General features: G+C 72.1%; 23 protein-coding genes and 1 pseudogene. 6 read left to right on the top strand and 18 right to left on the bottom strand.

The genetic code is table 11. The annotated features are described in order from the left end of the window. Positions 1-15 precede the first annotated feature (15 nt). The 16 genes and pseudogenes from RM555_RS03000 to RM555_RS02925 all read right to left on the bottom strand — a co-directional run bounded on the left by RM555_RS03000 (position 16) and on the right by RM555_RS02925 (position 14,259). Complete coding sequence (locus RM555_RS03000) at positions 16-612, bottom strand: helix-turn-helix transcriptional regulator (RefSeq protein ID WP_311410325.1); 597 nt, start codon at positions 610-612, stop codon at positions 16-18. 213 nt (positions 613-825) lie between these two features. Further along, the gene (locus tag RM555_RS02995) at positions 826-1,785 is read right to left on the bottom strand and encodes an electron transfer flavoprotein subunit alpha/FixB family protein (RefSeq protein WP_311410324.1); all 960 of its coding nucleotides are present in this window, start codon (positions 1,783-1,785) and stop codon (positions 826-828) included. A 12-nt stretch (positions 1,786-1,797) separates the two neighbouring features. Beyond that, positions 1,798-2,577, bottom strand: a complete 780-nt coding sequence (locus RM555_RS02990; RefSeq protein ID WP_311410323.1) for an electron transfer flavoprotein subunit beta/FixA family protein — start codon at positions 2,575-2,577, stop codon at positions 1,798-1,800. A gap of 3 nt (positions 2,578-2,580) precedes the next feature. Then, a complete protein-coding gene (locus RM555_RS02985; RefSeq protein ID WP_311410322.1) occupies positions 2,581-3,447 on the bottom strand; it encodes an enoyl-CoA hydratase in 867 nt (288 codons plus the stop codon). A 79-nt stretch (positions 3,448-3,526) separates the two neighbouring features. Next, positions 3,527-4,543 carry an acyl-CoA dehydrogenase gene (locus RM555_RS02980; protein WP_311410321.1) on the bottom strand — a complete coding sequence of 339 codons (1,017 nt, stop codon included), beginning with the start codon at positions 4,541-4,543 and terminating at the stop codon, positions 3,527-3,529. A 6-nt stretch (positions 4,544-4,549) separates the two neighbouring features. Next, positions 4,550-5,689 (bottom strand): acyl-CoA dehydrogenase family protein, encoded by a 1,140-nt coding sequence (locus tag RM555_RS02975; protein ID WP_311410320.1) that lies wholly within the window; start codon positions 5,687-5,689, stop codon positions 4,550-4,552. Between the two features lies 1 nt (position 5,690). Then, a complete protein-coding gene (locus RM555_RS02970) occupies positions 5,691-6,941 on the bottom strand; it encodes an acyl-CoA dehydrogenase family protein (RefSeq protein WP_311410447.1) in 1,251 nt (416 codons plus the stop codon). A 29-nt stretch (positions 6,942-6,970) separates the two neighbouring features. After that, the gene (locus tag RM555_RS02965) at positions 6,971-7,945 is read right to left on the bottom strand and encodes an NADPH:quinone oxidoreductase family protein (RefSeq protein WP_311410446.1); all 975 of its coding nucleotides are present in this window, start codon (positions 7,943-7,945) and stop codon (positions 6,971-6,973) included. Positions 7,946-7,957: 12 nt separating this feature from the next. After that, complete coding sequence (locus RM555_RS02960) at positions 7,958-8,746, bottom strand: enoyl-CoA hydratase family protein (RefSeq protein ID WP_311410319.1); 789 nt, start codon at positions 8,744-8,746, stop codon at positions 7,958-7,960. Further along, positions 8,743-9,264, bottom strand: coding sequence for a MaoC/PaaZ C-terminal domain-containing protein (locus tag RM555_RS02955; protein WP_311410318.1), 522 nt, complete (start codon positions 9,262-9,264; stop codon positions 8,743-8,745). The genes RM555_RS02960 and RM555_RS02955 overlap by 4 nt, the downstream gene beginning before the upstream one ends. Continuing rightward, the gene (locus RM555_RS02950; RefSeq protein ID WP_311410317.1) at positions 9,261-9,734 is read right to left on the bottom strand and encodes an FAS1-like dehydratase domain-containing protein; all 474 of its coding nucleotides are present in this window, start codon (positions 9,732-9,734) and stop codon (positions 9,261-9,263) included. The genes RM555_RS02955 and RM555_RS02950 overlap by 4 nt, the downstream gene beginning before the upstream one ends. Before the next feature lie 60 nt (positions 9,735-9,794). After that, positions 9,795-10,588 (bottom strand): annotated as a pseudogene (locus RM555_RS02945) (SDR family oxidoreductase). Next, entirely contained in the window at positions 10,585-11,460 is an 876-nt protein-coding gene (locus RM555_RS02940) for an SDR family NAD(P)-dependent oxidoreductase (RefSeq protein WP_311410315.1), read from the bottom strand. Before RM555_RS02940 ends, RM555_RS02945 begins: the two are co-directional and overlap by 4 nt. 2 nt (positions 11,461-11,462) lie before the next feature. Next, positions 11,463-12,578, bottom strand: coding sequence for an NAD(P)H-dependent flavin oxidoreductase (locus tag RM555_RS02935; protein WP_311410314.1), 1,116 nt, complete (start codon positions 12,576-12,578; stop codon positions 11,463-11,465). Then, positions 12,575-13,402 carry a CoA-transferase subunit beta gene (locus RM555_RS02930; protein WP_311410313.1) on the bottom strand — a complete coding sequence of 276 codons (828 nt, stop codon included), beginning with the start codon at positions 13,400-13,402 and terminating at the stop codon, positions 12,575-12,577. The genes RM555_RS02935 and RM555_RS02930 overlap by 4 nt, the downstream gene beginning before the upstream one ends. Then, the gene (locus RM555_RS02925; protein ID WP_311410312.1) at positions 13,399-14,259 is read right to left on the bottom strand and encodes a CoA transferase subunit A; all 861 of its coding nucleotides are present in this window, start codon (positions 14,257-14,259) and stop codon (positions 13,399-13,401) included. The genes RM555_RS02930 and RM555_RS02925 overlap by 4 nt, the downstream gene beginning before the upstream one ends. A 182-nt stretch (positions 14,260-14,441) precedes the next feature. Between RM555_RS02925 and RM555_RS02920 the strand changes: the two genes are divergently transcribed. Beyond that, the gene (locus RM555_RS02920; RefSeq protein WP_311410445.1) at positions 14,442-15,194 is read left to right on the top strand and encodes an enoyl-CoA hydratase/isomerase family protein; all 753 of its coding nucleotides are present in this window, start codon (positions 14,442-14,444) and stop codon (positions 15,192-15,194) included. Between the two features lie 74 nt (positions 15,195-15,268). Here the strand turns inward: RM555_RS02920 and RM555_RS02915 are convergent, their stop codons facing one another. Then, a complete protein-coding gene (locus tag RM555_RS02915; protein WP_311410311.1) occupies positions 15,269-16,084 on the bottom strand; it encodes a sugar phosphate isomerase/epimerase family protein in 816 nt (271 codons plus the stop codon). A 46-nt stretch (positions 16,085-16,130) separates the two neighbouring features. After that, entirely contained in the window at positions 16,131-17,087 is a 957-nt protein-coding gene (locus tag RM555_RS02910; protein WP_311410310.1) for an SDR family NAD(P)-dependent oxidoreductase, read from the bottom strand. Positions 17,088-17,284: 197 nt separating this feature from the next. On the opposite strand from RM555_RS02910, the gene RM555_RS02905 reads away from it, so the two are divergent. From RM555_RS02905 to RM555_RS02885, 5 genes are all read left to right on the top strand, one after another. Continuing rightward, positions 17,285-17,872: a TetR/AcrR family transcriptional regulator gene (locus tag RM555_RS02905; protein ID WP_311410309.1), complete on the top strand. Its 588-nt coding sequence runs from the start codon at positions 17,285-17,287 to the stop codon at positions 17,870-17,872. Positions 17,873-17,884: 12 nt separating this feature from the next. After that, entirely contained in the window at positions 17,885-18,961 is a 1,077-nt protein-coding gene (locus RM555_RS02900) for a phosphotransferase family protein (RefSeq protein ID WP_311410308.1), read from the top strand. 474 nt (positions 18,962-19,435) lie between these two features. Next, positions 19,436-20,095, top strand: a complete 660-nt coding sequence (locus RM555_RS02895; protein WP_311410444.1) for a Type 1 glutamine amidotransferase-like domain-containing protein — start codon at positions 19,436-19,438, stop codon at positions 20,093-20,095. A gap of 128 nt (positions 20,096-20,223) precedes the next feature. Continuing rightward, positions 20,224-20,790: an RNA polymerase sigma factor gene (locus RM555_RS02890; RefSeq protein ID WP_311410307.1), complete on the top strand. Its 567-nt coding sequence runs from the start codon at positions 20,224-20,226 to the stop codon at positions 20,788-20,790. Continuing rightward, a complete protein-coding gene (locus tag RM555_RS02885; protein ID WP_311410306.1) occupies positions 20,787-21,554 on the top strand; it encodes a hypothetical protein in 768 nt (255 codons plus the stop codon). The genes RM555_RS02890 and RM555_RS02885 overlap by 4 nt, the downstream gene beginning before the upstream one ends. Positions 21,555-22,063 lie beyond the last annotated feature (509 nt).

The raw sequence follows: 22,063 nt of genomic DNA, 5'->3' as shown, positions 1-22,063 counted from the left end.
CCCGGCGCGTCCGGCTCAGATGAGCCCCTCGCGCAGGGCGCACGCCACGGCGTGCGCCCTGTTGCGCACCTGCCACCGGTGGGTGATCGCGTGCACGATGCCGGTCACGGTGCGGACCGAGTAGGCCAGCGAGCGGGCGATCTCCTCGGTCTCGTGCCCGTCGGCGAGCATGAGCAGCACCGCCCGCTCCCGCGTGGTGAGCCGCCGGGCCGCCGGCCGTTCCGGCGCCCGCTCGTCGGCCCGGGTCAGCAGGTCCCCCAGCAGGTCCGACGGCACGGTGAAGCTGCCCTCGGCCGTCGCCCGGACCGCCGGGCGCAGCCGGTCCGGGCGGACCTCGCAACGGCGCAGCAGCCCGCCGGCACCCGCCGCCACGGCCTCGGCCACGTCCGACTCCCGCAACGTGTCGGCCACCAGCAGCACCCGCCGACCGGCGCGGGACAGCGAGCGCAACAGGACCAGCACCGCGTCGCCGACCTCGTCGGTCACCACCAGCACCACGTCCGGCCGGTCGACCACCACGGTCAACTCCGGGCACACCCGCACCATCTCGTCGACACCGACCCGTACCGCCGGGTCGGCGGCGATGACCTGCACCCGTACCTGCTCGTCCATGCGCACCACTCCAGGAAACTCGTCGCTGACGGACGGCAACGAGAATGTCACCGCGCCTGCGGCGACCGGTACGGGGAACGGCCCCCATATTCTCGGCATCCCCGGACAGCTTCCGCACCCGGCCGCGCGCTACGCCGCGATCAGGTTCTTTCCCGATGCCTCATGACGAGCAGGGAGAAGGGATCCGTCGTAGGCATCATCGACACTGCCGCGTCACGTGCGCTTGCGGATCTCGTCCGCGGCCTGCGGGACGATCTTGAACAGGTCGCCCACCACACCGAAGTCAGCCAACTCGAAGATCGGCGCCTCGCCGTCCTTGTTGACCGCGACGATCGTCTTCGACGTCTGCATACCCGCCCGGTGCTGGATCGCACCGGAGATACCCAGAGCGACGTAAAGCTGCGGGGAAACCGTCTTACCGGTCTGACCCACCTGGAACTGGTGCGGATAGTAACCGGAGTCCACCGCCGCACGCGACGCCCCGACAGCCCCGCCGAGCAGGTCGGCCAACTCCTCGACCAGCTTGAAGTTGTCGGCGTTACCCACACCACGACCACCGGAGACGACCACGCCGGCCTCGGTGAGCTCCGGACGCGAACCCTTCTGCTCCGCGACCCGCTCCACGACCCTGGCCAGCTTGTCGGTGTCCCCCACCGCCACGGTGAGCTGCTCGACCGCCGGACTCGCCGCCGCCGGGACCGGATTCACCGAGTTCGGCCGGACCGTGACCAACGGCAGACCACGGGTCACCTTCGACTTCACGATCGTGGAACCAGCGAACGCCACCTGCGTGGCCGTGCCGTCAGCGGCCAGGCCGACCACGTCGGTCAGGATGCCGTTGTCCAACTTCACCGCCAGCCGGGCCGCGATCTCCTTACCCTCCTGCGACGACGCCAACAGCACCGCCGCCGGCTGCACCCGCGACACCAACTCCGCCACGACGGTCGCCTTCGGAGCCACCAGGTAGCCGTCGATCTCCTCACTCTCGGCCGCGTAGATCTTCTCCGCCCCGTACTCACCCAGCTTGGCGCTCAACGCCTCAGCCGCACCGGGACCACCGAGCACCACCGCGCTCGCAGAGCCCAACTCGCGGGCGAGGGTGAGCATCTCCAGGGTGACCTTCTTGACGCCGAACTCCCGAGTGGCTTCGACGACGACCAGAACCTCAGACATGACCCCAACCCCTCACACGAACTTCTCGGTGGCGAGGAACTCGACCAGCTTCACGCCGCCGTCGCCCTCGTCGGTGACCTTCGCCCCGCCGGAACGCGGCGGACGCTTCGCATGCTCCAGCACCGCGCTGGTCGCGCCCTCGAAACCCACCTCGCCCGCAGCGACACCCAGGTCACCCAGCGACAGCGTCTGCACCGGCTTCTTCTTCGCCGCCATGATGCCCTTGAACGACGGATACCGCGGCTCGTTGATGGTGTCCCACACCGACACCACCGCGGGCGCGGTGGCCGTGACCACCTCGTAGCCCTCCTCCGTCTGCCGCTCCACGGTCAGGGTCGAGCCGTCCACGGTGAGCTTGCGCGCGCCGGTCAACGCCGCGATGCCCAACCGCTCGGCGAGCATGTGCGGCAACACCTGCACCCGACCGTCGGTCGACTCGCTACCACAGAGCACCAGGTCGGCGTTCAACTGACCGAGCGCGGCAGCGAGCACCTTCGAGGTCGCGACGGCGCAGGACCCGTGCAGGGCGTCGTCCACCACGTGCACCGCCTTGTCCGGACCCATGGACAGCGCCTTACGGATCGACTCGGTCGCCCGGTCCGGACCCATCGTCAGAACCGTCACCTCACCCCCGTGCGCCTCCTTGATCTTCAACGCCTCCTCGATGGCGTACTCGTCCATCTCATTGATGACGTTGTTCGCCGAACCGCGGTCGACGGTGTTGTCGTCAGCACGCAGGCTGCGGTCCGCGCCCGAATCAGGCACCTGCTTGACGAGTACGACGATGTTCATCGCTCACGCTTCCCTTCTCGCGGCGTCACGCATGCTCCGGGCGTCCTGGCCGCCGAGGGAGTCGGTGCCCACCTCGGCGTTGTGCGCGTGGGCCGCGTGGTGCAGCCCGAACACCGCATCCATCCCGTCCCGCAGGCCCATGAGGTCCTCGGCCTGGTTGACCGCCTTCTTGGTCAGCGCGAGACCCAGCCGCGGCATCTGCGCGATCCGCGCGGCGAGCCCCATGACCTCCGCCTCGAGATCGTCCCTGGCGACGACCCGGTTGACCATGCCGAGCTCGGCCGCGCGCGCCGCCGGCATCCGGTCGCCGGTGAAGAGGAACTCCTTGGCGAACCGCGGACCCAGCACCCACGGGTGGGCGAAGTACTCGACCCCGGGGATCCCCATGCGCACGACCGGGTCGGCGAAGAACGCGTCGTCCGACGCGACGATCAGGTCGCACGCCCAGGCGAGCATGAGGCCACCGGCGACGCACGCTCCCTGCACCATGGCGATCGTCGGCTTGGGCAGCTCACGCCAGCGGCGGCACATCCCGAGGTACACCTCGGACTCGCGGGCGTACCGGCTGTCCACCCCGGCCTTTCCGACGTGGTCCCACCACAGGCCGGCGCGCCGGTCGAACGACGAGTCGACGTCCCGACCCGGCGTGCCGATGTCGTGGCCGGCCGAGAAGTGCTTCCCCGCACCCGCCAGAACGATGACCTTCACCTCGTCGTCGGCGGCCGCGCGGTAGAACGCGTCGTCGAGGGCATAGGTCATCGCCGAGTTCTGCGCGTTGCGGTACTCCGGTCGGTTCATCGTCACGACGGCCACCGGCCCCCGCGTCTCGTACCGGACGACCTCCACCGCCGCGCCGCTGGTCTCGCTCATCTGGATCTCCTTCTCGCCCCGGGGTCGGGTGTACGTCGTGCGGGTCGTGGGCCGCCGGCGAGTGCCTACGGGCCAGCGGTCAGGACGCGGGGCGCGCGCCGGTCAGGGCGACACCGAGGTCCGCCAGCAGGGCCGCCCGATGCCAGGCGGCGCTGCCCCACGACGCCTCCAGCGCCCACGAACGCTTGAGGAACAGCTGCAGGTCGTACTCGGTCGTGTAACCGATCGCGCCGTGGCACTGCAGCGCGGCCCGGCCCACGACGTGCGCCGCCTCGGACGCCAACGCCTTGGCCGTCGCCAGTGAGCGCAGCCGGCCCGGGACGCCCGCGGCCAGCTCGAACCCGGCCGTCGCCACCACCGGCGCGGCGAACTCCAGTTGCAGCAGCGCCGTGGCGAGGTGGTGCTTGACCGCTTGGAAGCTGCCGACCGGCACCCCGAACTGCTCCCTGGCGCGCACGTGCTCGACCGTGAGGTCGAGCATCCGTCGGGACAGCCCGACTAGCTCGGACGAGGCCGCCAGCACTCCCCGCTCCCAGGCCAGCCGCACCACCCGCGGGTCGTCCACGGTCGCCACGAGCCGCGCGCCCGCGTACCCGGTCAGGTCCAGCGCGAAGTCCACCGACGGCGACGCCGAGGCCGTCGCCTCGGACACGTCGAGAACCTCGATGCGCCCGGTCCCGCCGAAGCCGCCGCTCAGCACCAGGCCGACGCCGGAACCGAACGCGACCCGCCCGGTCGCCGCAGGGTCGGCACCGACCGTGAGAGCCCCCTCGACGAGGCTCGCCAGCAGGTCCGGGGCGCCCGAGGCGAGCACCGCCGGAGCGACCGCGAGGGTCGCCGTGAGCGGCAGCGGGGCGGCGGCGTACCCGATCTGCGCGAAGACCGACACGAGGTGGTTCTCGTCCAGGCCCAGCCCGCCGTCGTCCTCGGCCACGAGCAGCCCCGCCACGCCGAGGCCGGCCAGGCTCTCGGCCAGGGCGGCCACCTGCGCCGACCCGGCTCCGGCGCGCACCGTCGCCGGCGGGCACCGTTCGGTGAGCACCTGACGGACGACCGCCTCGAGGTCACGCTGCTCGTCACTCGGAGCGAACCGCACGCCCGGTCACCTCCTCGGCAGGCCGAGCAGGCGCTCGGCGATGATGTTGCGCTGGATCTCGTTGGTGCCCGCGTAGATCGGGCCCGACAGCGAGAACTGGTAGCCGCGGGTCCAGGGGCCGTCGACGAGCGCGTCCGGGCCGAGCAGTTCCAGCGCCGTCTCGTGCAACGCGATGTCCAGCTCGGACCAGAAGACCTTGTTGAGGCTCGACCGCGCACCGGCCGGGCGACCCTCGACGATGTCGGTGACCTGCGCGAGCGTGAACTGCTGGTAGGCGTGCGCCTGCATCCACGAGCGCGCCACCCGGTCGCGGAGCAGGTCGGTCGCCGCCTCGGCCCGCTCGCCCGCGAGCGCCACGAGCGCGTCGGCCGCCTTGCGGAAACGTCCCGGTGAGCGCAGCGTCAGGCCCCGCTCCGACCCGGTCGTCGACATCGCGACCGACCAGCCCTGGTCGACGCCGCCGAGAACCGCCGAGTCCGGTACGAACGCGTCCTCGAAGAACACGTCGGCGAAACCCTCGTCGCCGTCGAGCCGGTCGAACCCGCGCACGGTCACGCCCGGGGTGTCGAGCGGCACGAGGAAGTACGTCAGCCCCCGGTGCCGCTGGGCCTGCGGGTCGGTGCGGAACAGCCCGAACAGGTGGGTGCAGAACGCGCCCCGGGTCGACCACGTCTTCTGCCCGCTGAGGCGCCACCCGCCGGCCTGCTCGTCCCGTACCGCCCGGGACCGGATCCCCGCCAGGTCGCTGCCCGCGTTCGGCTCCGACCAGCCCTGGGCCCACAGGTCCCGCGCCGCCGCCATCCGCGGCAGCAGTTCGTCCCGCTGCTCCTTCGTGCCGAACTCGAAGATCGTCGGGGCCAGCAGGAAGATGCCGTTCTGCGTCACCCGCTGCGGCGCACCGGCCCGGTAGTACTCCTCCTCGAAGATGAGCCACTGCCAGATCGAGGCGTCGCGGCCGCCGTACTCCCTGGGCCACGACACGACCGACCACCGGTCGGCGTGCAGCGCCCGCTCCCACTCCAGGTGCGCGGCGAAGCCCGCCGCGGTGTCCCCGGAGGGCAGCGGCTGCCGCGGCACGTTCGCCACGAGCCAGTCGCGGGCCTCCGCCCGGAACTGCTCGTCCTGCGCCGACCAGGTCAGGTCCATCTCAACTCCGTTCCGTCTCGGCGGCGCCCGTCGGCGCCGCGTCCCGGTAGCGGCTTAGTTGCGTGCGCGCCACCGTGCGCAGGTGCACCTCGTCCGGGCCGTCGGCGATGCCGAGGATCCGGGCGCTGGCCCACATCCGGGCGATCGGGAAGTCGTCGGTGACCCCGCCGCCGCCGTGCGCCTGGATCGAGCGGTCCAGCACGTTGCGGGCGACCCGCGGCGCGACGACCTTGATCGCGGCGATCTCGGTCGCCGCGCCCTCGGCCCCGACCCGGTCGATGAGCCAGGCCGTCTTGAGCACGAGCAGGCGGGCCTGCTCGATCTCCAGGCGGGACTCGGCGATCCAGGTGCGCACGACGCCCTGCTCGGAGAGCGGGCCGCCGAACGCCTCGCGGGCCATCGTCCGACGCACCATGAGTTCGAGGCCGCGCTCGGCCATGCCGATGCAGCGCATCGCGTGGTGGATGCGGCCCGGGCCGAGGCGGGCCTGGGCGATCGCGAAACCGTCGCCCTCCGCGCCGAGCAGGTTCGTGACCGGCACGCGAACGTCGTCGAACCGGATCTCGCAGTGGCCGTGCTGGTCGTGGTAGCCGAAGATCGGCAGCGAGCGCACGATCGTCACCCCGGGGGTGTCGACCGGCACGAGGACCATCGACTGCTGCCGGTAGACGGCCGCCTCCGGGTCGGTCTTGCCCATCAGCACGAGGATGTCGCAGCGCGGGTCCGCCGCGCCGGTCGTCCACCACTTGCGGCCGTTGACGACGTACGCGTCGCCGTCGCGCACGATCGAGGTGGCGATGTTGCGCGCGTCGGAGGAGGCCACGTCCGGCTCGGTCATCGCGAAGCCGGAACGCATGGTGCCCTCGAGCAGCGGGGTGAGCCACTGTCGCTTCTGCTCGCGCGTGCCGAACATGTGCAGCAGCTCCATGTTGCCCGTGTCCGGCGCGGCACAGTTGAGCGCCTCGGGGGCGAGGTAGGGCGAGCGTCCGGTCTCCTCGGCCAGGTAGGCGTACTCGAGATTGGTGAGGCCCGACAGGTCAGGCAGGAAGAGGTTCCACAGACCCAGCCTGCGCGCCGTGACCTTCAGCTCTTCGACGACCGGCGGCAGGACGTGGGACACTCCCCCGTTCTCGCGGGCCGCGGCGCCGAGCTCGGCGGCGTACACCTTCTCGGCGGGGTAGACGTGCTCGGCCATGAACGTGCGCAACGTCGCGAGCAGCTCCCGCGAGCGCGGGCCGGGGCCGAGATCCATCTGGGTCAGCTCGGTCGCGTCAGCCACCTTCATTCCCTGCCTGCTTTCATCCGGAGGGCGATCTTGCCGCGGGCGCCACGGTTCAGCACCGTGCCGAGCGCGTGGGCGGCCTCCTCCAGCGGGAAGACCTCGCTGACGTGTGGCCTCAACCGGCCGGCGGCGATCCACCCGAGCAGCGTCGTCATGTTCGCGGCGTTCGCCTCCGGGTCGCGCCTGGCCCAGGCGCCCCAGAGGACCCCCAGCACCGCGCCCTCGGTGAGGAGCAGCCGGTTGAGTTTGACCTGCGGGATCTCGCCCGTCGCGTAGCCGACGGTGAGGAACCGCCCGGCCCACGCGAGCGTACGCAGCGCGGCGGTGGCGGCGTCGCCGCCGACGGGGTCGTAGACGACGTCGGCACCGGCGCCGCCGGTCAGCTCGCGCACGGTCGCCGTCAGGTCGGCGTAGCCGATGGCGTGGTCGGCCCCGTGCGCCAGGCACAGCTCGCGCTTGTCCTCGCTCGAGGCGGCCGCGATCACGGTCGCGCCGAGAGCCCTGCCGATCTGCACGGCGGTGAGGCCGACGCCGCCGGAGGCGCCGAGCACGAGCAGCGTCTCGCCGGCGGCGAGGCCGGCCCGGTCGACGAGCCCGTGGTACGACGTGCCGTAGACGACGGGAATCGTGCCGGCCTCGACGAGGTCGATGCCCGCGGGCAACGGGTGGACCAGGCGGGCGTCGACGAGCACCTGGGTGGCGTAGCCGCCGATGCCGCAGAAGCCGATGACGCGGGCGCCGACGGGCGGGCCGGTCACCCCGTCGCCGTGCGCCGCGACCGTGCCGGCGACCTCGCAGCCGGGCACGAACGGCAGCTCCGGCCTGGTCTGGTAGGTGCCGGCGACGATGAGGCCGTCGGGAAAGTTGACCCCGGCGCCGACGACGTCGACGAGCACCTGCCCGGGGCCGGGCAGCGGCTGCGGCCCGTCCGTGAGCGTGAGCACCTCGGGGCCCCCGAGCTCACGGACCACCATCGCGCGCACGGCTCAGCCCTCGCTGCCCGGGCGCGCCGCCTTGTCGGTGCCGGCGAACTCGTCGCGGATCCGGTCGGCGACCCCGGTGAGGTTGAGCTCGAAGGTGAAGCCCTGCTCGAAGCGGTAGCTGCGGTTGACGTCCCACAGGTCGATGCCGTTGAGGGAGGCCTTCGCGGCCCGGATGACGGTGGGGTCCTTCGCGGCGATCTGGGTGGCGACGGCGAACGCCGCCTCGCGCAGCTGCTCGCGGGGCACGACGCTGTGGACCGAGCCGTACGCGTGCAGCTCCTGGGCGGTGGCCGTGGCCGAGGTGTAGACCATGGCGCGCATCCGGTGCTGGGGCACCATCCGGGACAGGTGGGTCGCGGCACCGAGGGCACCGCGGTCGACCTCGGGCAGGCCGAAGGTGGCGTCGTCGGAGGCGACGATGACGTCGGAGTTGCCGACCAGCCCGATGCCGCCCCCGAGGCAGAAGCCGTTGACGGCGGTGACGACCGGGACGGGGCACTCGTAGACGGCCTTGAACGCGGCGAAGCAGCCGCGGTTGGCGCCGAGCAGCGCGGTGAAGCCGGCGGTGTGCTGCATCTCCTTGATGTCGACGCCGGCGTTGAAGCCGCGGCCCTCGGCGCGCAGCACGACGACCCGCACCGACTCGTCGGCGCCGGCGGCGTCGAGGGCGGAGGCGAGCGCGAACCAGCCGGCCACGGGCAGCGCGTTGACCGGCGGGTTGTCCACGACGACCTCGGCGATCCCGTCGGGGTGCACGGTCGTCGTCACGGACGCGTGGGTCGTGGGGCTCATCCCTGCTCCTCGGTGGTCTCGGGCTGCTCGCCGGTCCCGGGTGTCGCGGCGTCGAGGGCCGCCTCGGGCAGCACGAACGTCGCCCACGCGGTGACGGCCGTGTCGCCGGTCTGCCGCCGGCAGGTCAGCTCGACGTCGACGCGGCCCTCACGTCCGTCCTCGCCCTCGATGACGTAGGTGCGCAGCGGAGCACCGTCGAGCGTGAGGGTGTCGCCCGGCCACACCTGGGCCAGGAACCGGATGCGGAAGTCCCGCACGTTCCGGCCGCCGAGCCAGTCGGTGGCGTACGTGCCGAGCAGGCTGGCCTGCCACATGCCCACGGAGAAGGGGCTCGGGAACCCGGCGGCCCTGGCGAAGACCTCGTCGTGGTGGATCGGGTTCATGTCACCCGAGGCGCCCTGGTAGCGGACGAAGTCGGTGCGGGTCACCGGGCCGTGGGTGCGCGTTGGCGGGGTCGCCGGGACGGGCAGGCCGACCTCGGTCGTGCCGGGCGGGGTGGTGGCGGTCGTGTCGCTCATGCGGAGGCTCCGTCCCGCGTCGCGGCCCCGGTGTCCGGCGGCCGGGCCGTCTCGACTCCGGTGAGCTTGGCCTGGGCGACGAGACGCCCGGTCTCGTCGCGGAAGTCGGTGTACATCACGGCGAAGGTCATCTCGCCGCCGCGGCGCCCCACCTTGGTGTAGATCTCGCCGATGCGCGACTGGCAGGTGAGCCTGGTCCCGGCGCGCGGCGGCTCGCCGAAGAAGGTGTACTGCTGCTCGGCGTGCAGGCCGCGCTGCTGGTCCAGCTCGACCGCGGACCACGGGTTGGCGTCCTCGCCCTGCCAGAAGAAGGTCGTCGTGAGGAACGTCGGCTGCACGACCGGGTCCTCCTCCCGCAGGTAGGCCGCGTCGGCCGCGCCGGTGGCCAGCGCGAACTCGCGGATCTTGCCGCGCTCGACGTCGAGCCGGAAGGGGGCGCCGGTGACGCCCTGCGCGTCGGGGTTGGCCACGACGGGCTCCTTTCGTTCATCGGTACGCGCTGGCGCGGGTCGCCGGCACGCACCGGACGGTCACGGGTGCTGGCTCGAGACGGACACGACCTCGCCGGTCATGTACGACGAGTAGTCGCTGGCGAGGAAGACGATGACGTTGGCGATCTCCCACGGCGTCGCGGCCCGGCCGAAGGCCTCCTGGGCCGAGAGCTGGGCGAGCAGCTCGTCACTTGTCACCTTGGCCAGGTGGGCGTGCACCGCGATGCTCGGGGACACCGCGTTGACCCGGATGCCGTGCTCGGCGACGTCGAGAGCCGCGCACCGGGTCAGCGCCATGACGCCGGCCTTGGCCGCGGCGTAGTGCGCCTGTCCCTTCTGCGCGCGCCAGCCGATGACGGAGGCGTTGTTGACGATGACCCCCCTGCCGGCCGGGATCATGTGCCGCAGCACCGACCGGGTCGCCTTGAACGTCGAGGTCAGGGTCACCGACAGGACGGAGTCCCACTGGTCGTCGGTCATGTCCTGCACGGCCGCGGTGCCGCCGAGGCCGGCGTTGTTGACGAGCACGTCGATGCCGCCGAGGTCGGCGGCGACGGTGTCCATGAGGTGGTCGAGCTGGGCCTGGTCGGTGACGTCGCAGGGCACCCCGAGCGGCCGGGTCCCGGTGAGGCGTTCGAGCTCGTCGACCGACTCGGCGAGGCGGCGCTCGTGCCGGTCGCTGACGGCGACCCGCGCGCCTTCCTCGGCGGCGCGGCGCGCCGTCGCGAAGCCGATGCCGGTGCCGGCCGCGGCGGTGACGAGCACCGAGCGCCCGGAGAGCAGCCCGTGGGCGGGGCCGGCCCAGTCGGCGGCGCTGGTGTGACCGGTGTCAGGCACGGGCGGCCATCTCCTTCGCGATCTCCCCGACGCTCCAGCGGGCGCCCTTGTCGAGGGTCCAGTCGTAGCTCCACGGCGCGAACCGACGGATCTCGCCACCCTTGGCGTAGTACACCTCGCCGGTCACCGGCGCGTCGGCGGTGAGCAGCCAGGCGACGAGCGGGGAGACGTTGCCCGGGTGGTAGACGTCGAACGCGGCGGGGTCGGCCGGGGCGGCGACCAGCTCGCCGATGCCGGGCAGGTCCTGGGTCATCCGGGTACGCGCGACCGGGACGATGGCGTTGACGCGTACGCCGTAGCGGCCGATCTCCTGGGCGAGCATGACGGTGAGGGCGGCGATGGCGGCCTTGCCCGCGCCGTAGTTCGTCTGCCCGACGGCGCCGATGAGGCCCGAGGTGGAGGAGACGTTGACAATCGAGGCGACCGGCTGGTTGCCGGCCTTGGACTCGGTGCGCCAGTGCTCGGCGAACACCCGGCACGGCGCGAACGTCGCGCGCAGCTGGCCACGGATCACCGCGTCCCAGTCGTCCTCGCTCATGTTCACGAACATCCGGTCCCGCAGGATGCCGGCGTTGTTGACGAGGCCGTCGACGCGCCCGTAGGTGTCGCGGGCGAGCGCGAGCAGCTCGCGAGCGCCCTCGGTGGTGGCGACGTCCGCGGTGCTGGCCACGGCCTGCCCGCCGGCGGTCGTGATCTCGGCGGCGACGGCCTCGACGACCGAGGGGTCGCCGCCGGTGCCGTCGGCGGCGGCGCCGGTGTCGGCGACGACGACCGAGGCGCCTTCGGCGGCGGCGAGCAGCGCGTGCTCTCGGCCGAGGCCACGGCCGGCGCCGGTGACGACGACGACCCGTCCCTGCAGTGCTCCCATGACTAATCCTCCTCGGGCACGGCCGGGGCCGACGCGGCCGGCGCGGGCACGCCGAGCCGGTCGAGGGTCCGGGTGGCCTCGTCGATGATGCGGTCGATGAGCTCGGCGACGCTCGGGACGTCGTCGATGAGTCCGACGACCTGGCCGGTGGCCATGACGCCGACGTCGGTCCTGCCCTCGAGCAGGGCCGACCGGTAGAGCATCGGGGCGTTGGCCGCCATGACGACCTGGCTCCACGTCAGGTCGTGTGCCTTGCGCATGGCCAGGCCCTCCCGGACCATGCCGCCCCACGGCGTGCCGGACAGCTTCTGGAAGGCGGCGGCGTTGCGCACGGCCCGCAGCAGCCGGCCGGGGGCGGAGGTGCGCTCCAGCTCCTCGATCGTGCCGGCGCGCAGCACGCGCTGCGGGACGCCGTCGACCTGGAGGGTCAGGACGGTGTCGTTGACCGTCTTGGCCAGGTAGACGTCCTTGACCGACGGCTGGACCGGCGAGTCGCTGGTGAGCAGGAAGCGGGTGCCCATGGCGATGCCCTCGGCACCGTAGGCGAGCGCGGCGACGAGGCCGCGGCCGTCGAAGAAGCCACCGGCGCCGATGACCGGGATGTCGACGGCGTCGACGACCTGGGGCAGCAGCAGGCTGGTGGGCACCCCGCCGGTGTGGCCGCCGCCCTCACCGCCCTGCACGATGACGGCGTCGGCGCCCCACGCGGCGACCTTCTCGGCGTGGCGTCGCGCGCCGATCGACGGGACGACGACGAGGCCGGCGTCCTTGCACCTGGCGATGAGTTCCTGCTTGGGGGCCAGCGCGAAGGAGGCGACCTTGACGCCGGCCGAGATGAGCAGGTCGATGCGCTTGACGACGTCGGGCTGGTCGGCGCGGATGTTCACGCCGAACGGCGCGTCGGTGCCGGCCTGGATCTGCTCGACGGCCACGACGAGCTCGTCGTAGGACAGCAGGCCGGCCGCGAGGATGCCCAGCCCGCCGGCGTTGGCCGTCGCGGTGGTCAGGCGCACGTCGGAGACGTAGCCCATGCCGGTCTGGACGATCGGGTACCGCACCCCGAACAGGTCGGTCGCCCGGGTGCGCAGCGTCGGGTGCGGCTCCTGGGCCCGGCTCATGTGGGGATCTCGCGGTCGCGCAGCGAGCGGGGGTCGATGACCTCGCGGATGAGGCGCAGCTCCTCGGCGGTCGGCTCACGGGTGGCCGGGACCTCGCCTTCGACGTGCAGGTCGCAGCCGGTGGCCGCGCGGACCTCCGCGAGCGTGACGCCGGGGTGCAGGCTGAGCAGGCGCAGCGCGCCGTCGGGGCCGCCGAAGTCGAGGACCGCGAGGTTGGTGACGACCCGGCGCAGATCGTGGTACGCGCTCGCGGCCGGGCCGGCGGCGCGGGCGCTGTCGGTGCCCACGCCGGAGACCATGTCGACGGTACGGACGAAGCTGCGCGTGGAGTGGTGGGGCACCCAGTAGCTGGTCGGGTGGTAGACGCTGTTGCCGGGGGCGCCGCGCACGCCGAGCAGCTGCACCTTCGGCTGGGCGTAGTCGCCGATGGCCGAGATGTTGGTGTTGCCGTGCCCGTCGATCTGGACCGGGATCATCATGACGTGCCGCTTGCCGTGCCAGACGAGGTCGAAGATCGTACGGAACGGGCTCCAGCCCTCGACGACGACGCCCTCGGTGGCGTGCGGGTCCGCGCCGATCGGCCAGGTGCCGGAGACGAAGTGGGCCTCGCCGTCGGTGAGCAGCAGGTCGGGGGCGACGGTGAGCCGCGCGAGGCGGACGCCGACGGCAGGGATCGTGCCGAAGGCGCTGGCGATGGACTCGCCGTCACCGGCGAACGCGTCCGCCACGGCGACCGCGCAGTACTCGGCGCGGGTCACCGGCGCGTCGACAGTGGTGGCGCTGCCCGTGGGCTGGTCCGCGGACTCGGTGGCGGCGCTGCTCATGCGACCTCCTCGGCTCGGGCGGCGACGGCCGCCTGGTAGTCATCTTCCGTACCGGACAGGTACCGCTTCTCGAACTTGGCCCAGGCCTGCGGGTCGCCGGCGGCCTTGACGTACTCGCGCTGGAAGGCCTCGTCGCGCTCGTAGTCCGGTACGCAGGAGGTGAAGTGCGCGCCGTTCGGGGTCTCGACGACGCCGGCGACGAGCTGACGGTTGATCTTGATGGTCGCCGAGTGCCCGGCGGCGCTGAGCTCGGCCGTGGGCACGATCCGCTCGCAGGACATGAAGGCCTGGTCGGCGGCGAGGCAGTAGAGGTCGTCGAAGTACGGGTCGGGCCCGAGGAACTGGCCGTTGCCCTGGGCGTCGGCGCGGTTCATGTGCACGAGGGCCGCGTCGAGGCGCAGCGGCGGCATGGCCACGAGCTGCTCGGTGCCGTACGGGTCCTGGACGAGCCTGAGGTCGGGGTTGTGCTTCAGGACGTCCGACCCGAGCCCGGCGCGGGTCGGCAGGAAGGGCAGGCGGATGCCGGCGGCGTACAGCCCCCACTGGAGCATGCCCTCGTCGTACTCGGCGACCTCGACGGCGCCCTTCTGCCGCGCGGCGCGGAAGTGCGGGTCGAGGGCGATGCTGTCGAGCGAGACGAAACCGAAGACGACCTTCCTGACCTTGCCGGCTGCGCAGAGCAGGCCGACGTCCGGCCCGCCGTAGCTGACGACGGTCAGGTCCCTGAGGTCGGAGCGCAGGATCTCGCGCACGAGGGCCATGGGCTTGCGCCGTGAGCCCCATCCCCCGATGCCGATGGTCATCCCGGATTCGAGCCGCGACACGACGTCGCGGCTTGTCAGAGTCTTGTCGGCCATGTGTCCCTCATCGTTCCGTCTCGGGGCACTGCTCGAGCGCGGCGGCGAGCGGTGCGGAAGGCCAGTGGCGTGCCGGGCACCCGCGGCCGGGCCACCACGTAGCAAGCGCTTGGTTGGTAGACTAACAGCCATCCGGAGAGGGTCAAGACCCTGACGCGAAGGAGGACGGGACGTTGGACGCAGTGGTGTGCGAGCGCGTCGACGCGGCGGGTGTCATCAGGATCAACCGGCCGCAGGTGCGCAACGCCCTCGACCCCGACACCCTCCTGGCGATGACCGACGCCCTGCTCGGGTACGACGCGGACCCGGGCGTGCGCGCGGTCGTGCTGACCGGCACCGGCGAGCTGTCCTTCAGCGCCGGGATGGACCTGCGCGCCGCGGCCGAGGGGCGCCTGGTCGACGTGGCCCGCAGTCCACTCACGCTACTGCGCGGCGGCTACCGAAAGCCGGTCATCGCCGCGGTCAACGGGCCCGCCGTCGGCGGCGGCTTCGAGCTCGCCCTCGCCTGCGACCTCGTCGTCGCGGCCGAGCACGCCTACTTCGCACTGCCCGAGGTGGGGCGCGGCATCGCCGCCTCCGAGGGCGGCACCGACCTGCCCCGTCGCCTGCCGCTCGCCGTCGCCCTCGAACTCGGGCTGACGACCGAGCCACTTCCGGCGGCCCGGGCCCACGAGCTGGGCCTGGTCAACGCCGTGGTCCCCACCGACGAGGTCCTCCCGCGCGCGCTCGCGCTCGCCGCCCGGATCGCGGCCCAGTCTCCGGCGGCGGTGCTGGCGACCAAACGGCTCATGCACCTGAGCCTGGACCCCCGCGAACGCGACCTCGCCGCCGCCAACCGACTCGCGACCCTCGAGCTGCTCGCCGGACCGGATGCCGCCGAGGGCGCGGCCGCGTTCGTCGCCAGGCGCGCGCCACGGTGGGCGGACGCGCCCTGACCGCTCAGGGGCGCGCCGCCGCCGATCCGCTCGCGCCACCGCCGATCCGCTCGCGGCCGACGTGCCCTGACCACTCAGGGGCGCGCCGCCGCGATCTGCTCGCGCAGCCACGCGATCGAGCGGGTCACCGCCGACTCGGCCCCCTCGGCCTCGATGGCCGGGCCGAGCAGCTCGACGTCGACGATGCCGCTGTAGCCGGCCCGCAGCACGCTGCCCAGCAGGCCGGCGATCGGCAGGTCGGCGTCCCCGGGCACCCACCGGTTCGGGAAGGTCGAGGTGCCGACCCGGAAGTCGGACACCTGCACGATCTCGATCCGCGTGACCCGCTCGCGGACCAGGTCGGTCAAGCCCCGCTCCTGCCAGCAGCAGTAGAGGTCGAGGCAGATGCCGATGCCGCAGAGGTCGGCCAGGGCGAGGGCGTCCCGCGCGGTGTGCGTGAAGCTGAGGTCGCACCTGACCGGCAGGGTGTTCTCCACGCCGAGGCGCACCCCGTGCTCGCGGGCGGTGGCCACGACCGGGGCGATCCGCTCGGCGAACCGGTCGGCCGCCTCCTCCCACGTCAGGTGCGCCGAGGGGCCCGACGTGAGATAGACGAGGTCGGCGCCGAGCGTACGGGCGTCGACGACGCCGGCCCGCAGCGCCGCGACCTGCTGCGCCCAGCCCGACTCGTCGTCCGGATGGGCGGTGAAGCCGTGCACGAGGTAGCCGAGCCGCACATCGTGCTCGGCGAGCAGGTCACCGAGGGCCGGCACGCCGAAGGCGGCGACCTTGCCGCACTGCAGGCCGACGAGGTCGGTGCCGGTACGCCGGTACATCGCGATCTCCCCGGGCAGGTCCCAGGACATCGCGGCCATGCCGCTGACGCAGAGCGGGTTGATCGTGGCGGACATCGGGCCCCTGTCGGGTTGGCGGATCGTCCGGGTGTCGGACGTCGGGTCAGTCGAGGTATTCGACGCGCACCCGGCGCACCCCGAGGGGCGCCAGGTGCGGCCGCAGCCGCGCCGTGACGGCCTCGGCGATCCGCTCCGGGGTCCACGCCGCGTGCCGCAGCACGGGGTCGACGAGCGCCGGGTGGGTCGTCAGCATGAGCTCGGGACCGTTGGCGCGCAGCACCTGGCCGGTGAGCTCGGCGCTGAGGTCCGAGAGCAGGTAGATCAGCAGCGGCACGTTGGCCTCGGGGGCGATCCCCGCGTTCTGCCCGCTCGGGGCACCCCGGAACTGCGCGAGCACCTCGGCCATCCGGGTCTGCGCGTTCGGGGAGATGGCGTTGACGCGGATCCCGGCCTCGGCGAGCTCGGCCGCCCACGCGTAGGTGAGCGTGGCGATCGCGGCCTTCGTCGCCCCGTACACGGCCGTCTCGGCGCGGCCCATCTGCTCGCCCGAGGTGACGTTGACCAGGACTCCGTGGCCCTGGGTGCGCATCGCCGCGATCGCGGCGTCACCCCAGGCGATGGTGCCGAGCACGTTGACCTCGAGCAGCCGGCGCACCGTGGCCTCGGACTCCGTGCCGGCGTGCGCCATGGCGAAGACGCCGGCGTTGTTGACGATGCCGTCGAGCTGGCCGTGCTCGGCGAGGCAGTCACGCACGACGTCGTGCGCGGTCGCCCAGTCCGCGACGTCGGCGACCCGAGCCGAGCCACGGCCACCAGCTGCGGCGAGTTGCCCGCCGAGCCGCTCGAGTCCCTGCTCGTCGACGTCGACGGCGACCACGTGGGCCCCGGCCGCGGCGATGCCGCGCGCGTACGCCGCCCCCAGCCCGTTGGCGGCGCCGGTGACGATGACGACGCGGCCGGCGAGCAGGCCGGCCCCCTCGTCCGGGCTGGCGGCGGGTGAACGACCGGGCCCGCTGCCGGGCGGGACGGTCGGGGTCGGACCGGTCCTCGGATCGGGCATGCGGGCAGCCCCTTTTCGGCGATCGGGGTCCGGAGCGCCACACCCTCGCGCGACCGAACGAGCGCTTGATTGGCCGAACCGTAGGTGGCGGCGGCGCCCAAGTCAAGGAAGGTCCTCACCTGCACCGGCGCAGGCGGTGCCGAGTGGTATAAACAAGCGCTTGACCAACTACGTTCGAGGAACCGGGAGCATCCCAGATGTCGACGACCCAGGACCGCCGCTCGGTCATCCTCGACAACGCTGCGCACCTGTTCGCCGCCAAGGGAATCGGCGCCACGACCGTCCGCGAGATCGCCGACTCGGTCGGCATCCTCTCGGGCAGCCTCTACCACCACTTCAAGTCGAAGGACGAGATGGTCGACGCGATCATCTCGGACTACCTCACCGACCTGACCGACCGCTACGCCAAGGTGCTGGCGTCCGGGGAGGGCCCGGCGACCCAGCTACGCGAGCTGGTGACGAGCTCGCTGGCCAACATCGAGGCACACCCGCACGCGACCGAGATCTACCAGAACTCGAGCAACTACCTGCCCACGATCGAGGGCTACGAGCACATCCGCGAGTCGGCCACGTCGATCCAGCGGGCCTGGATCGAGGTGCTCGAGGCCGGCATCGCCACGGGCGACTTCCGCAACGACATCCCGGTACGCGTGCTGCACCGCATGCTGCGTGACTCGCTGTGGCTTTCGGTCCGCTGGTTCAAGCCGACCCCGTCGTACACCAGGGCGACCTTCGCCGACGACCTCGTCTCGGTGTACCTCGACGGGATCCTCGCCCGCGACTGAGGAGGCGCCCCCATGACGGCAGCAGGTCATGCCCGGACCGGTCCGGCCCCGAGCGGCACCACCCGACACGCCGGGCTCCCGGCGGGGGTCGACGCCTGGCTCGGCCGCGCCGTGCCCGAGCTGCGGGGGAACCTGCGACACGAACTCATCGCCGGGGGACGCTCCAACCTCACCTACCGGACCACCGACGCGGCCGACCACGTCGTCGTGCTGCGACGTCCACCGCTCGGGGACCACCCGGCCACCGCGCACGACGTGCTGCGCGAGGCGCGGATCCTGCGCGGGCTGCACGGCCACCTCCCGGCGCCGCGAGTGCTCGCCGTCGAGGAGACGGGCGAGGTGGCGGGCGCCCCGCTCGTCGTGCTCGAGCACCTCGACGGCACGATCCTGCGCAGCCCCGCCGACGTCGAGCGGCTCACCACCGAGGCCGACCGCGCGCTCATCGGCCCCACGCTCGTCGACGCCCTCGTGGCCCTGCACGGGCTCGGGCCGGAGCTCATCGGGCTCGGGGGTCTGGCCCGTCGCCGTGACTACATCACCCGCCAACTCGGGCGCTGGCACGACAACTGGCACCGGACCAGGATCCGCGACCTGCCCGATCTGCAGACCGCGCACGAGCATCTCGTGGCCGCGGCTCCCGAGCAGTCCCGCTCGGGGATCGTGCACGGGGACTTCCGCCTCGACAACTGCATGCTCGACTCCCGGTGGCGGGTGCAGGGCGTGCTCGACTGGGAGCTGACCACGGTCGGAGACCCCTTGGCCGACGTCGGCCAGCTGCTCGTCTACTGGGCGCAGGCCGACGACGCGGCCCGTGCGCTGCACGATCCGGCCACGGTCCTGCCCGGCTTCTCGACCCGGAACGAGCTGCTCGCCCGGTACTGCCTCGCCACCGGCACCGACCCGGCCCGGATCGACTACTTCGTCGCCTACAACTGGTGGAAGACCGCGTGCATCGTCGAGGGCGTGCACACCAGGGTCGTGCAGGGCGCGATGAGCGGTGGCGACCGCACCGCGGCCTCGTTCGCCGCGCAGTCGGCCGCCGTCGCCGGCCGGGCCGCGACCCTCGCGGCAGCGCTGCGCCGGCACTGATCCTGGCCCGGCCGTGGACCCACGCACCCCGACACCCTCCGACCCGGCACAGGAACCCGGTCGTGTCCGCACCGGGGCCCCTGCCGAGGGTCGACGACCGCGCACCTGCCGGCCGCCAGCGAGAGTCGACGAGGATGCGGGTCGTTGCCCGTGCCGAGGTTGTGCGGTGCCGGGTGTCGGCGTACGGGCTGCAGCGCCGAGCCGCGTACGCCCACCGAGTACCAACGGCCATCGACATCCGCAAGTCACGCAGCAGGCTGACCGCCGAGTCGCCGCCAGCACACAAAGATCATCGACTACCCACAGTGACATTTGCCAAGCCCCGGTGGTGTCCGGAACCGCCGATGTGCGTGCGAAGGGCTTGAGGGGTCGCAACGGCGATGAGTTTCGTTATGGTGTCCAGTCTGCACTCCCATGCACCCGATCTCCGACTCTCGGGGAGAGCGTCATGACCGCTACGCACAGGAGGCAAGCGTGAAGCTTCTTCTCACGTCCGCGGGCGTCACGAACCCGAGCATCCGCGACGCGCTGGTCGACCTGCTGGGCAAGCCGATCGCCGACTCCAGTGCCCTCTGCATCCCTACGGCGGTGTACGGCAACCCCATGGGCGGGCCAGCCTCGGCCTGGCGCTTCATCACCGGGCAGACGCCGTTACCCATGTGCGACCTGGGCTGGAAGTCACTGGGCGTCCTCGAGCTGACAGCGCTGCCCAGCATCGGCGAGGAGCGGTGGGTCCCCTGGGTCCGGGCGGCTGACGTCATGCTCGTGGCCGGCGGCGATGCGACGTACCTGTGCCACTGGATGCGGCAGTCCGGGCTGGCGGATCTCCTGCCGTCGCTGCGGGACACCGTCTGGGTGGGGTTGAGTGCGGGGAGCATGGTGCTGACCCCCCGGATCGGTGCGGACTTCGTCGAGTGGCAGTCAGCGCCCGACGACCGCACACTGGGGGTCGTCGACTTCTCGATCTTCCCGCACCTGGGTCTCGAGCCGGACAACACCATGGCTGGTGCCGAGAGATGGGCGGCCGAGATCGGCGGTCCGGCGTACGCAATCGACGACCAGACGGCCATCAGAGTGACCGGCGGCACCGTCGAGGTCGTTTCCGAGGGGCACTGGAGGCTGTTCCCCTCGTAGCCGCGAACGGCGCTGGGCTCGCCGAGGCGCGAAGGCCGCATGACCACCGTCCCGGGGTGAACTGCACCTGCCCGCTCTCTCGCAGCTTGTCGCCGTAAGTTCCGAAGTGTGGCCGGACACTACGTGGTGTGAGAGAAGAGCACGCAGCCGAGCGGCATGAACAACGGTTCGTGGAGCTGTGGACTGAACACGGACCTCGGGTGATGGCGTACGCGTTGCGACACCTTGACTCCGATTCCGCACAGGATGTGGTGTCGGAGACGTTCCTGGTGGCCTGGCGGAAGCTCGCCAGCGTTCCGGACGACCCCTTGCCCTGGCTGCTCGTGGTCGCCCGCAACACCATCTCCAACCTGCGCCGATCGGGACATCGGCAGGCACGAGTGGCCGTCGAGTTGGAACGGTTCCGGCAGGTCGCGGAACCGGCGGCTGCCGCCGATGTTCTCGCCACGGAGCGCGCTACCGTGCTGACCCAACTGGCGACGCTGACCCCGAAGGAGCGGGAGGCGCTGCTGCTGATCGCTTGGGACGGCTTGACCCCGGAGCAGGCGGCGCGGGTGGCGGGCTGCTCACTACCGGCCTTCCATGTACGTGTGTTCAGGGCGCGGCGGCGACTACGCGCCAGCGGCGAGCCGGACGCACCGCCTCACGTCGACGCTGCCCAACGTCCACTGCCATCTGCAGGAGGCACCGCATGACCAAGGATCGCGACATGATGATCAGTGTCGAGAAGCTCAGGCCGGTTACCGCAGTCGATGACCGCTGGCCTGCCTCGACTCGGGAAGCAGCGCTCGCACACCTGTTGGTCAACATCGCCGGCGACCTCCCGGAGGCCCCTCCACGGTCGCACAGACGGCGGGTCGTGTTTACCGCCCTGTTGACTGCCGGCCTTGTCGCTTCGGGTGCGGGCATCGCCGTCGCCGGAGGACTGCTGCCCGAGTCATTCACTAAGCCGTTGTCGTTCTGGGCGACCGAAACCGGGGGCGCGGTGGACGTCCAGACAGCACGACGAGTGGCCCAGGCACCGGGCCCGGACGGCACCGTACTGTCCGTCTGGTCCGCCAAGGGCCAGGACGGCACCACCTGCATAGCCCCCCTGTTCGAGCCGCCCGGTGACCTCGACCGGCCGGCCCCGACAAGCTTCAAACTTGCCGGGGGACAGTGCACGGGCGCGACGGACCGGGGCACGGAGCCGCTCAGCACCATGGGCGGATCCGAGGACGGCGGGGGAATACACACGATGTGGGCTGCCGCCGGGGATGCGGTACGGGCGGAACTGCGACTGCCCGACGGGTCCGTGCGGTCAGCCGTACGCGCGGAAGACGTGTTCTTCTTCTGGTACCTCGCCAACGAGAGCGTCGACCCGCCGGTCTTGGTCGGGTACGACGCCGCCGGAAAGGTGGTGGCGGAACGGTCGCCACCCAACCTGAGAAAGCGGGTGCACCCCGGGACCGGCGGTTGATCTTCAACGGCGTACACCGACCCCGACTTCCCGGTAACGCCATCGCGTCCGGATCGGTCCCGCAGTATTCATGGCCGTCGCGGCAATGAACGTGTGCCGCCAGCGCGTCACCCAACAGCGGGTGCCAGCTCACGTCCACCGATCTACTCATCGTGAGTAGCGGACGTGGGTCGTCGGGTCGGCCGCCCTCGTAGCGTCCCGAGTGCTTCGCGCCCCACCTCTGCACTTCTGGTACCCGACCTGCACCGGAACCCGTACGCCGGCACCGGGTCAGGCGCGCTGTCGAGCTGCCCCCACGGACGGGGCAGGGGTTTGGCGCCGGTTGATCGCATGCGTGGGGCAGCTCGACACCGTCGTTCCGGCCCCACGGACGCTGGTCCCGTCACCCGCAGCGGACCGACGACCTGGGCATCCTGCCGCCTGAACCGGCAGCCGGATTCTGCTCGGCGGGCAACTGCCGGCGAGGCGGTCCTCCCCGAATCTGGGGCAAGGCCGGCAGCAGGCGGTCA

This window comes from Micromonospora reichwaldensis (assembly GCF_031845925.1).
GTDB classification, from domain to species: domain Bacteria; phylum Actinomycetota; class Actinomycetes; order Mycobacteriales; family Micromonosporaceae; genus Micromonospora; species Micromonospora reichwaldensis.
The sequence above is the reverse complement of the archived record's forward strand: the minus strand, read 5'-3'. Positions and strand labels throughout refer to the sequence as shown.

Excerpts from the sequence above, each read along its gene's own strand:
- RM555_RS03000 (WP_311410325.1), bottom strand. The coding sequence starts at position 612 with ATGGACGAGCAGGTACGGGTGCAGGTCATCGCCGCCGACCCGGCGGTA.
- RM555_RS02995 (WP_311410324.1), bottom strand. The coding sequence starts at position 1,785 with ATGTCTGAGGTTCTGGTCGTCGTCGAAGCCACTCGGGAGTTCGGCGTC.
- RM555_RS02990 (WP_311410323.1), bottom strand. The coding sequence starts at position 2,577 with ATGAACATCGTCGTACTCGTCAAGCAGGTGCCTGATTCGGGCGCGGAC.
- RM555_RS02985 (WP_311410322.1), bottom strand. The coding sequence starts at position 3,447 with ATGAGCGAGACCAGCGGCGCGGCGGTGGAGGTCGTCCGGTACGAGACG.
- RM555_RS02975 (WP_311410320.1), bottom strand. The coding sequence starts at position 5,689 with ATGGACCTGACCTGGTCGGCGCAGGACGAGCAGTTCCGGGCGGAGGCC.
- RM555_RS02970 (WP_311410447.1), bottom strand. The coding sequence starts at position 6,941 with ATGGATCTCGGCCCCGGCCCGCGCTCGCGGGAGCTGCTCGCGACGTTG.
- RM555_RS02965 (WP_311410446.1), bottom strand. The coding sequence starts at position 7,945 with ATGGTGGTCCGTGAGCTCGGGGGCCCCGAGGTGCTCACGCTCACGGAC.
- RM555_RS02960 (WP_311410319.1), bottom strand. The coding sequence starts at position 8,746 with ATGAGCCCCACGACCCACGCGTCCGTGACGACGACCGTGCACCCCGAC.
- RM555_RS02955 (WP_311410318.1), bottom strand. The coding sequence starts at position 9,264 with ATGAGCGACACGACCGCCACCACCCCGCCCGGCACGACCGAGGTCGGC.
- RM555_RS02940 (WP_311410315.1), bottom strand. The coding sequence starts at position 11,460 with ATGGGAGCACTGCAGGGACGGGTCGTCGTCGTCACCGGCGCCGGCCGT.
- RM555_RS02935 (WP_311410314.1), bottom strand. The coding sequence starts at position 12,578 with ATGAGCCGGGCCCAGGAGCCGCACCCGACGCTGCGCACCCGGGCGACC.
- RM555_RS02930 (WP_311410313.1), bottom strand. The coding sequence starts at position 13,402 with ATGAGCAGCGCCGCCACCGAGTCCGCGGACCAGCCCACGGGCAGCGCC.
- RM555_RS02925 (WP_311410312.1), bottom strand. The coding sequence starts at position 14,259 with ATGGCCGACAAGACTCTGACAAGCCGCGACGTCGTGTCGCGGCTCGAA.
- RM555_RS02915 (WP_311410311.1), bottom strand. The coding sequence starts at position 16,084 with ATGTCCGCCACGATCAACCCGCTCTGCGTCAGCGGCATGGCCGCGATG.
- RM555_RS02910 (WP_311410310.1), bottom strand. The coding sequence starts at position 17,087 with ATGCCCGATCCGAGGACCGGTCCGACCCCGACCGTCCCGCCCGGCAGC.
- RM555_RS02905 (WP_311410309.1), top strand. The coding sequence starts at position 17,285 with ATGTCGACGACCCAGGACCGCCGCTCGGTCATCCTCGACAACGCTGCG.
- RM555_RS02900 (WP_311410308.1), top strand. The coding sequence starts at position 17,885 with ATGACGGCAGCAGGTCATGCCCGGACCGGTCCGGCCCCGAGCGGCACC.
- RM555_RS02885 (WP_311410306.1), top strand. The coding sequence starts at position 20,787 with ATGACCAAGGATCGCGACATGATGATCAGTGTCGAGAAGCTCAGGCCG.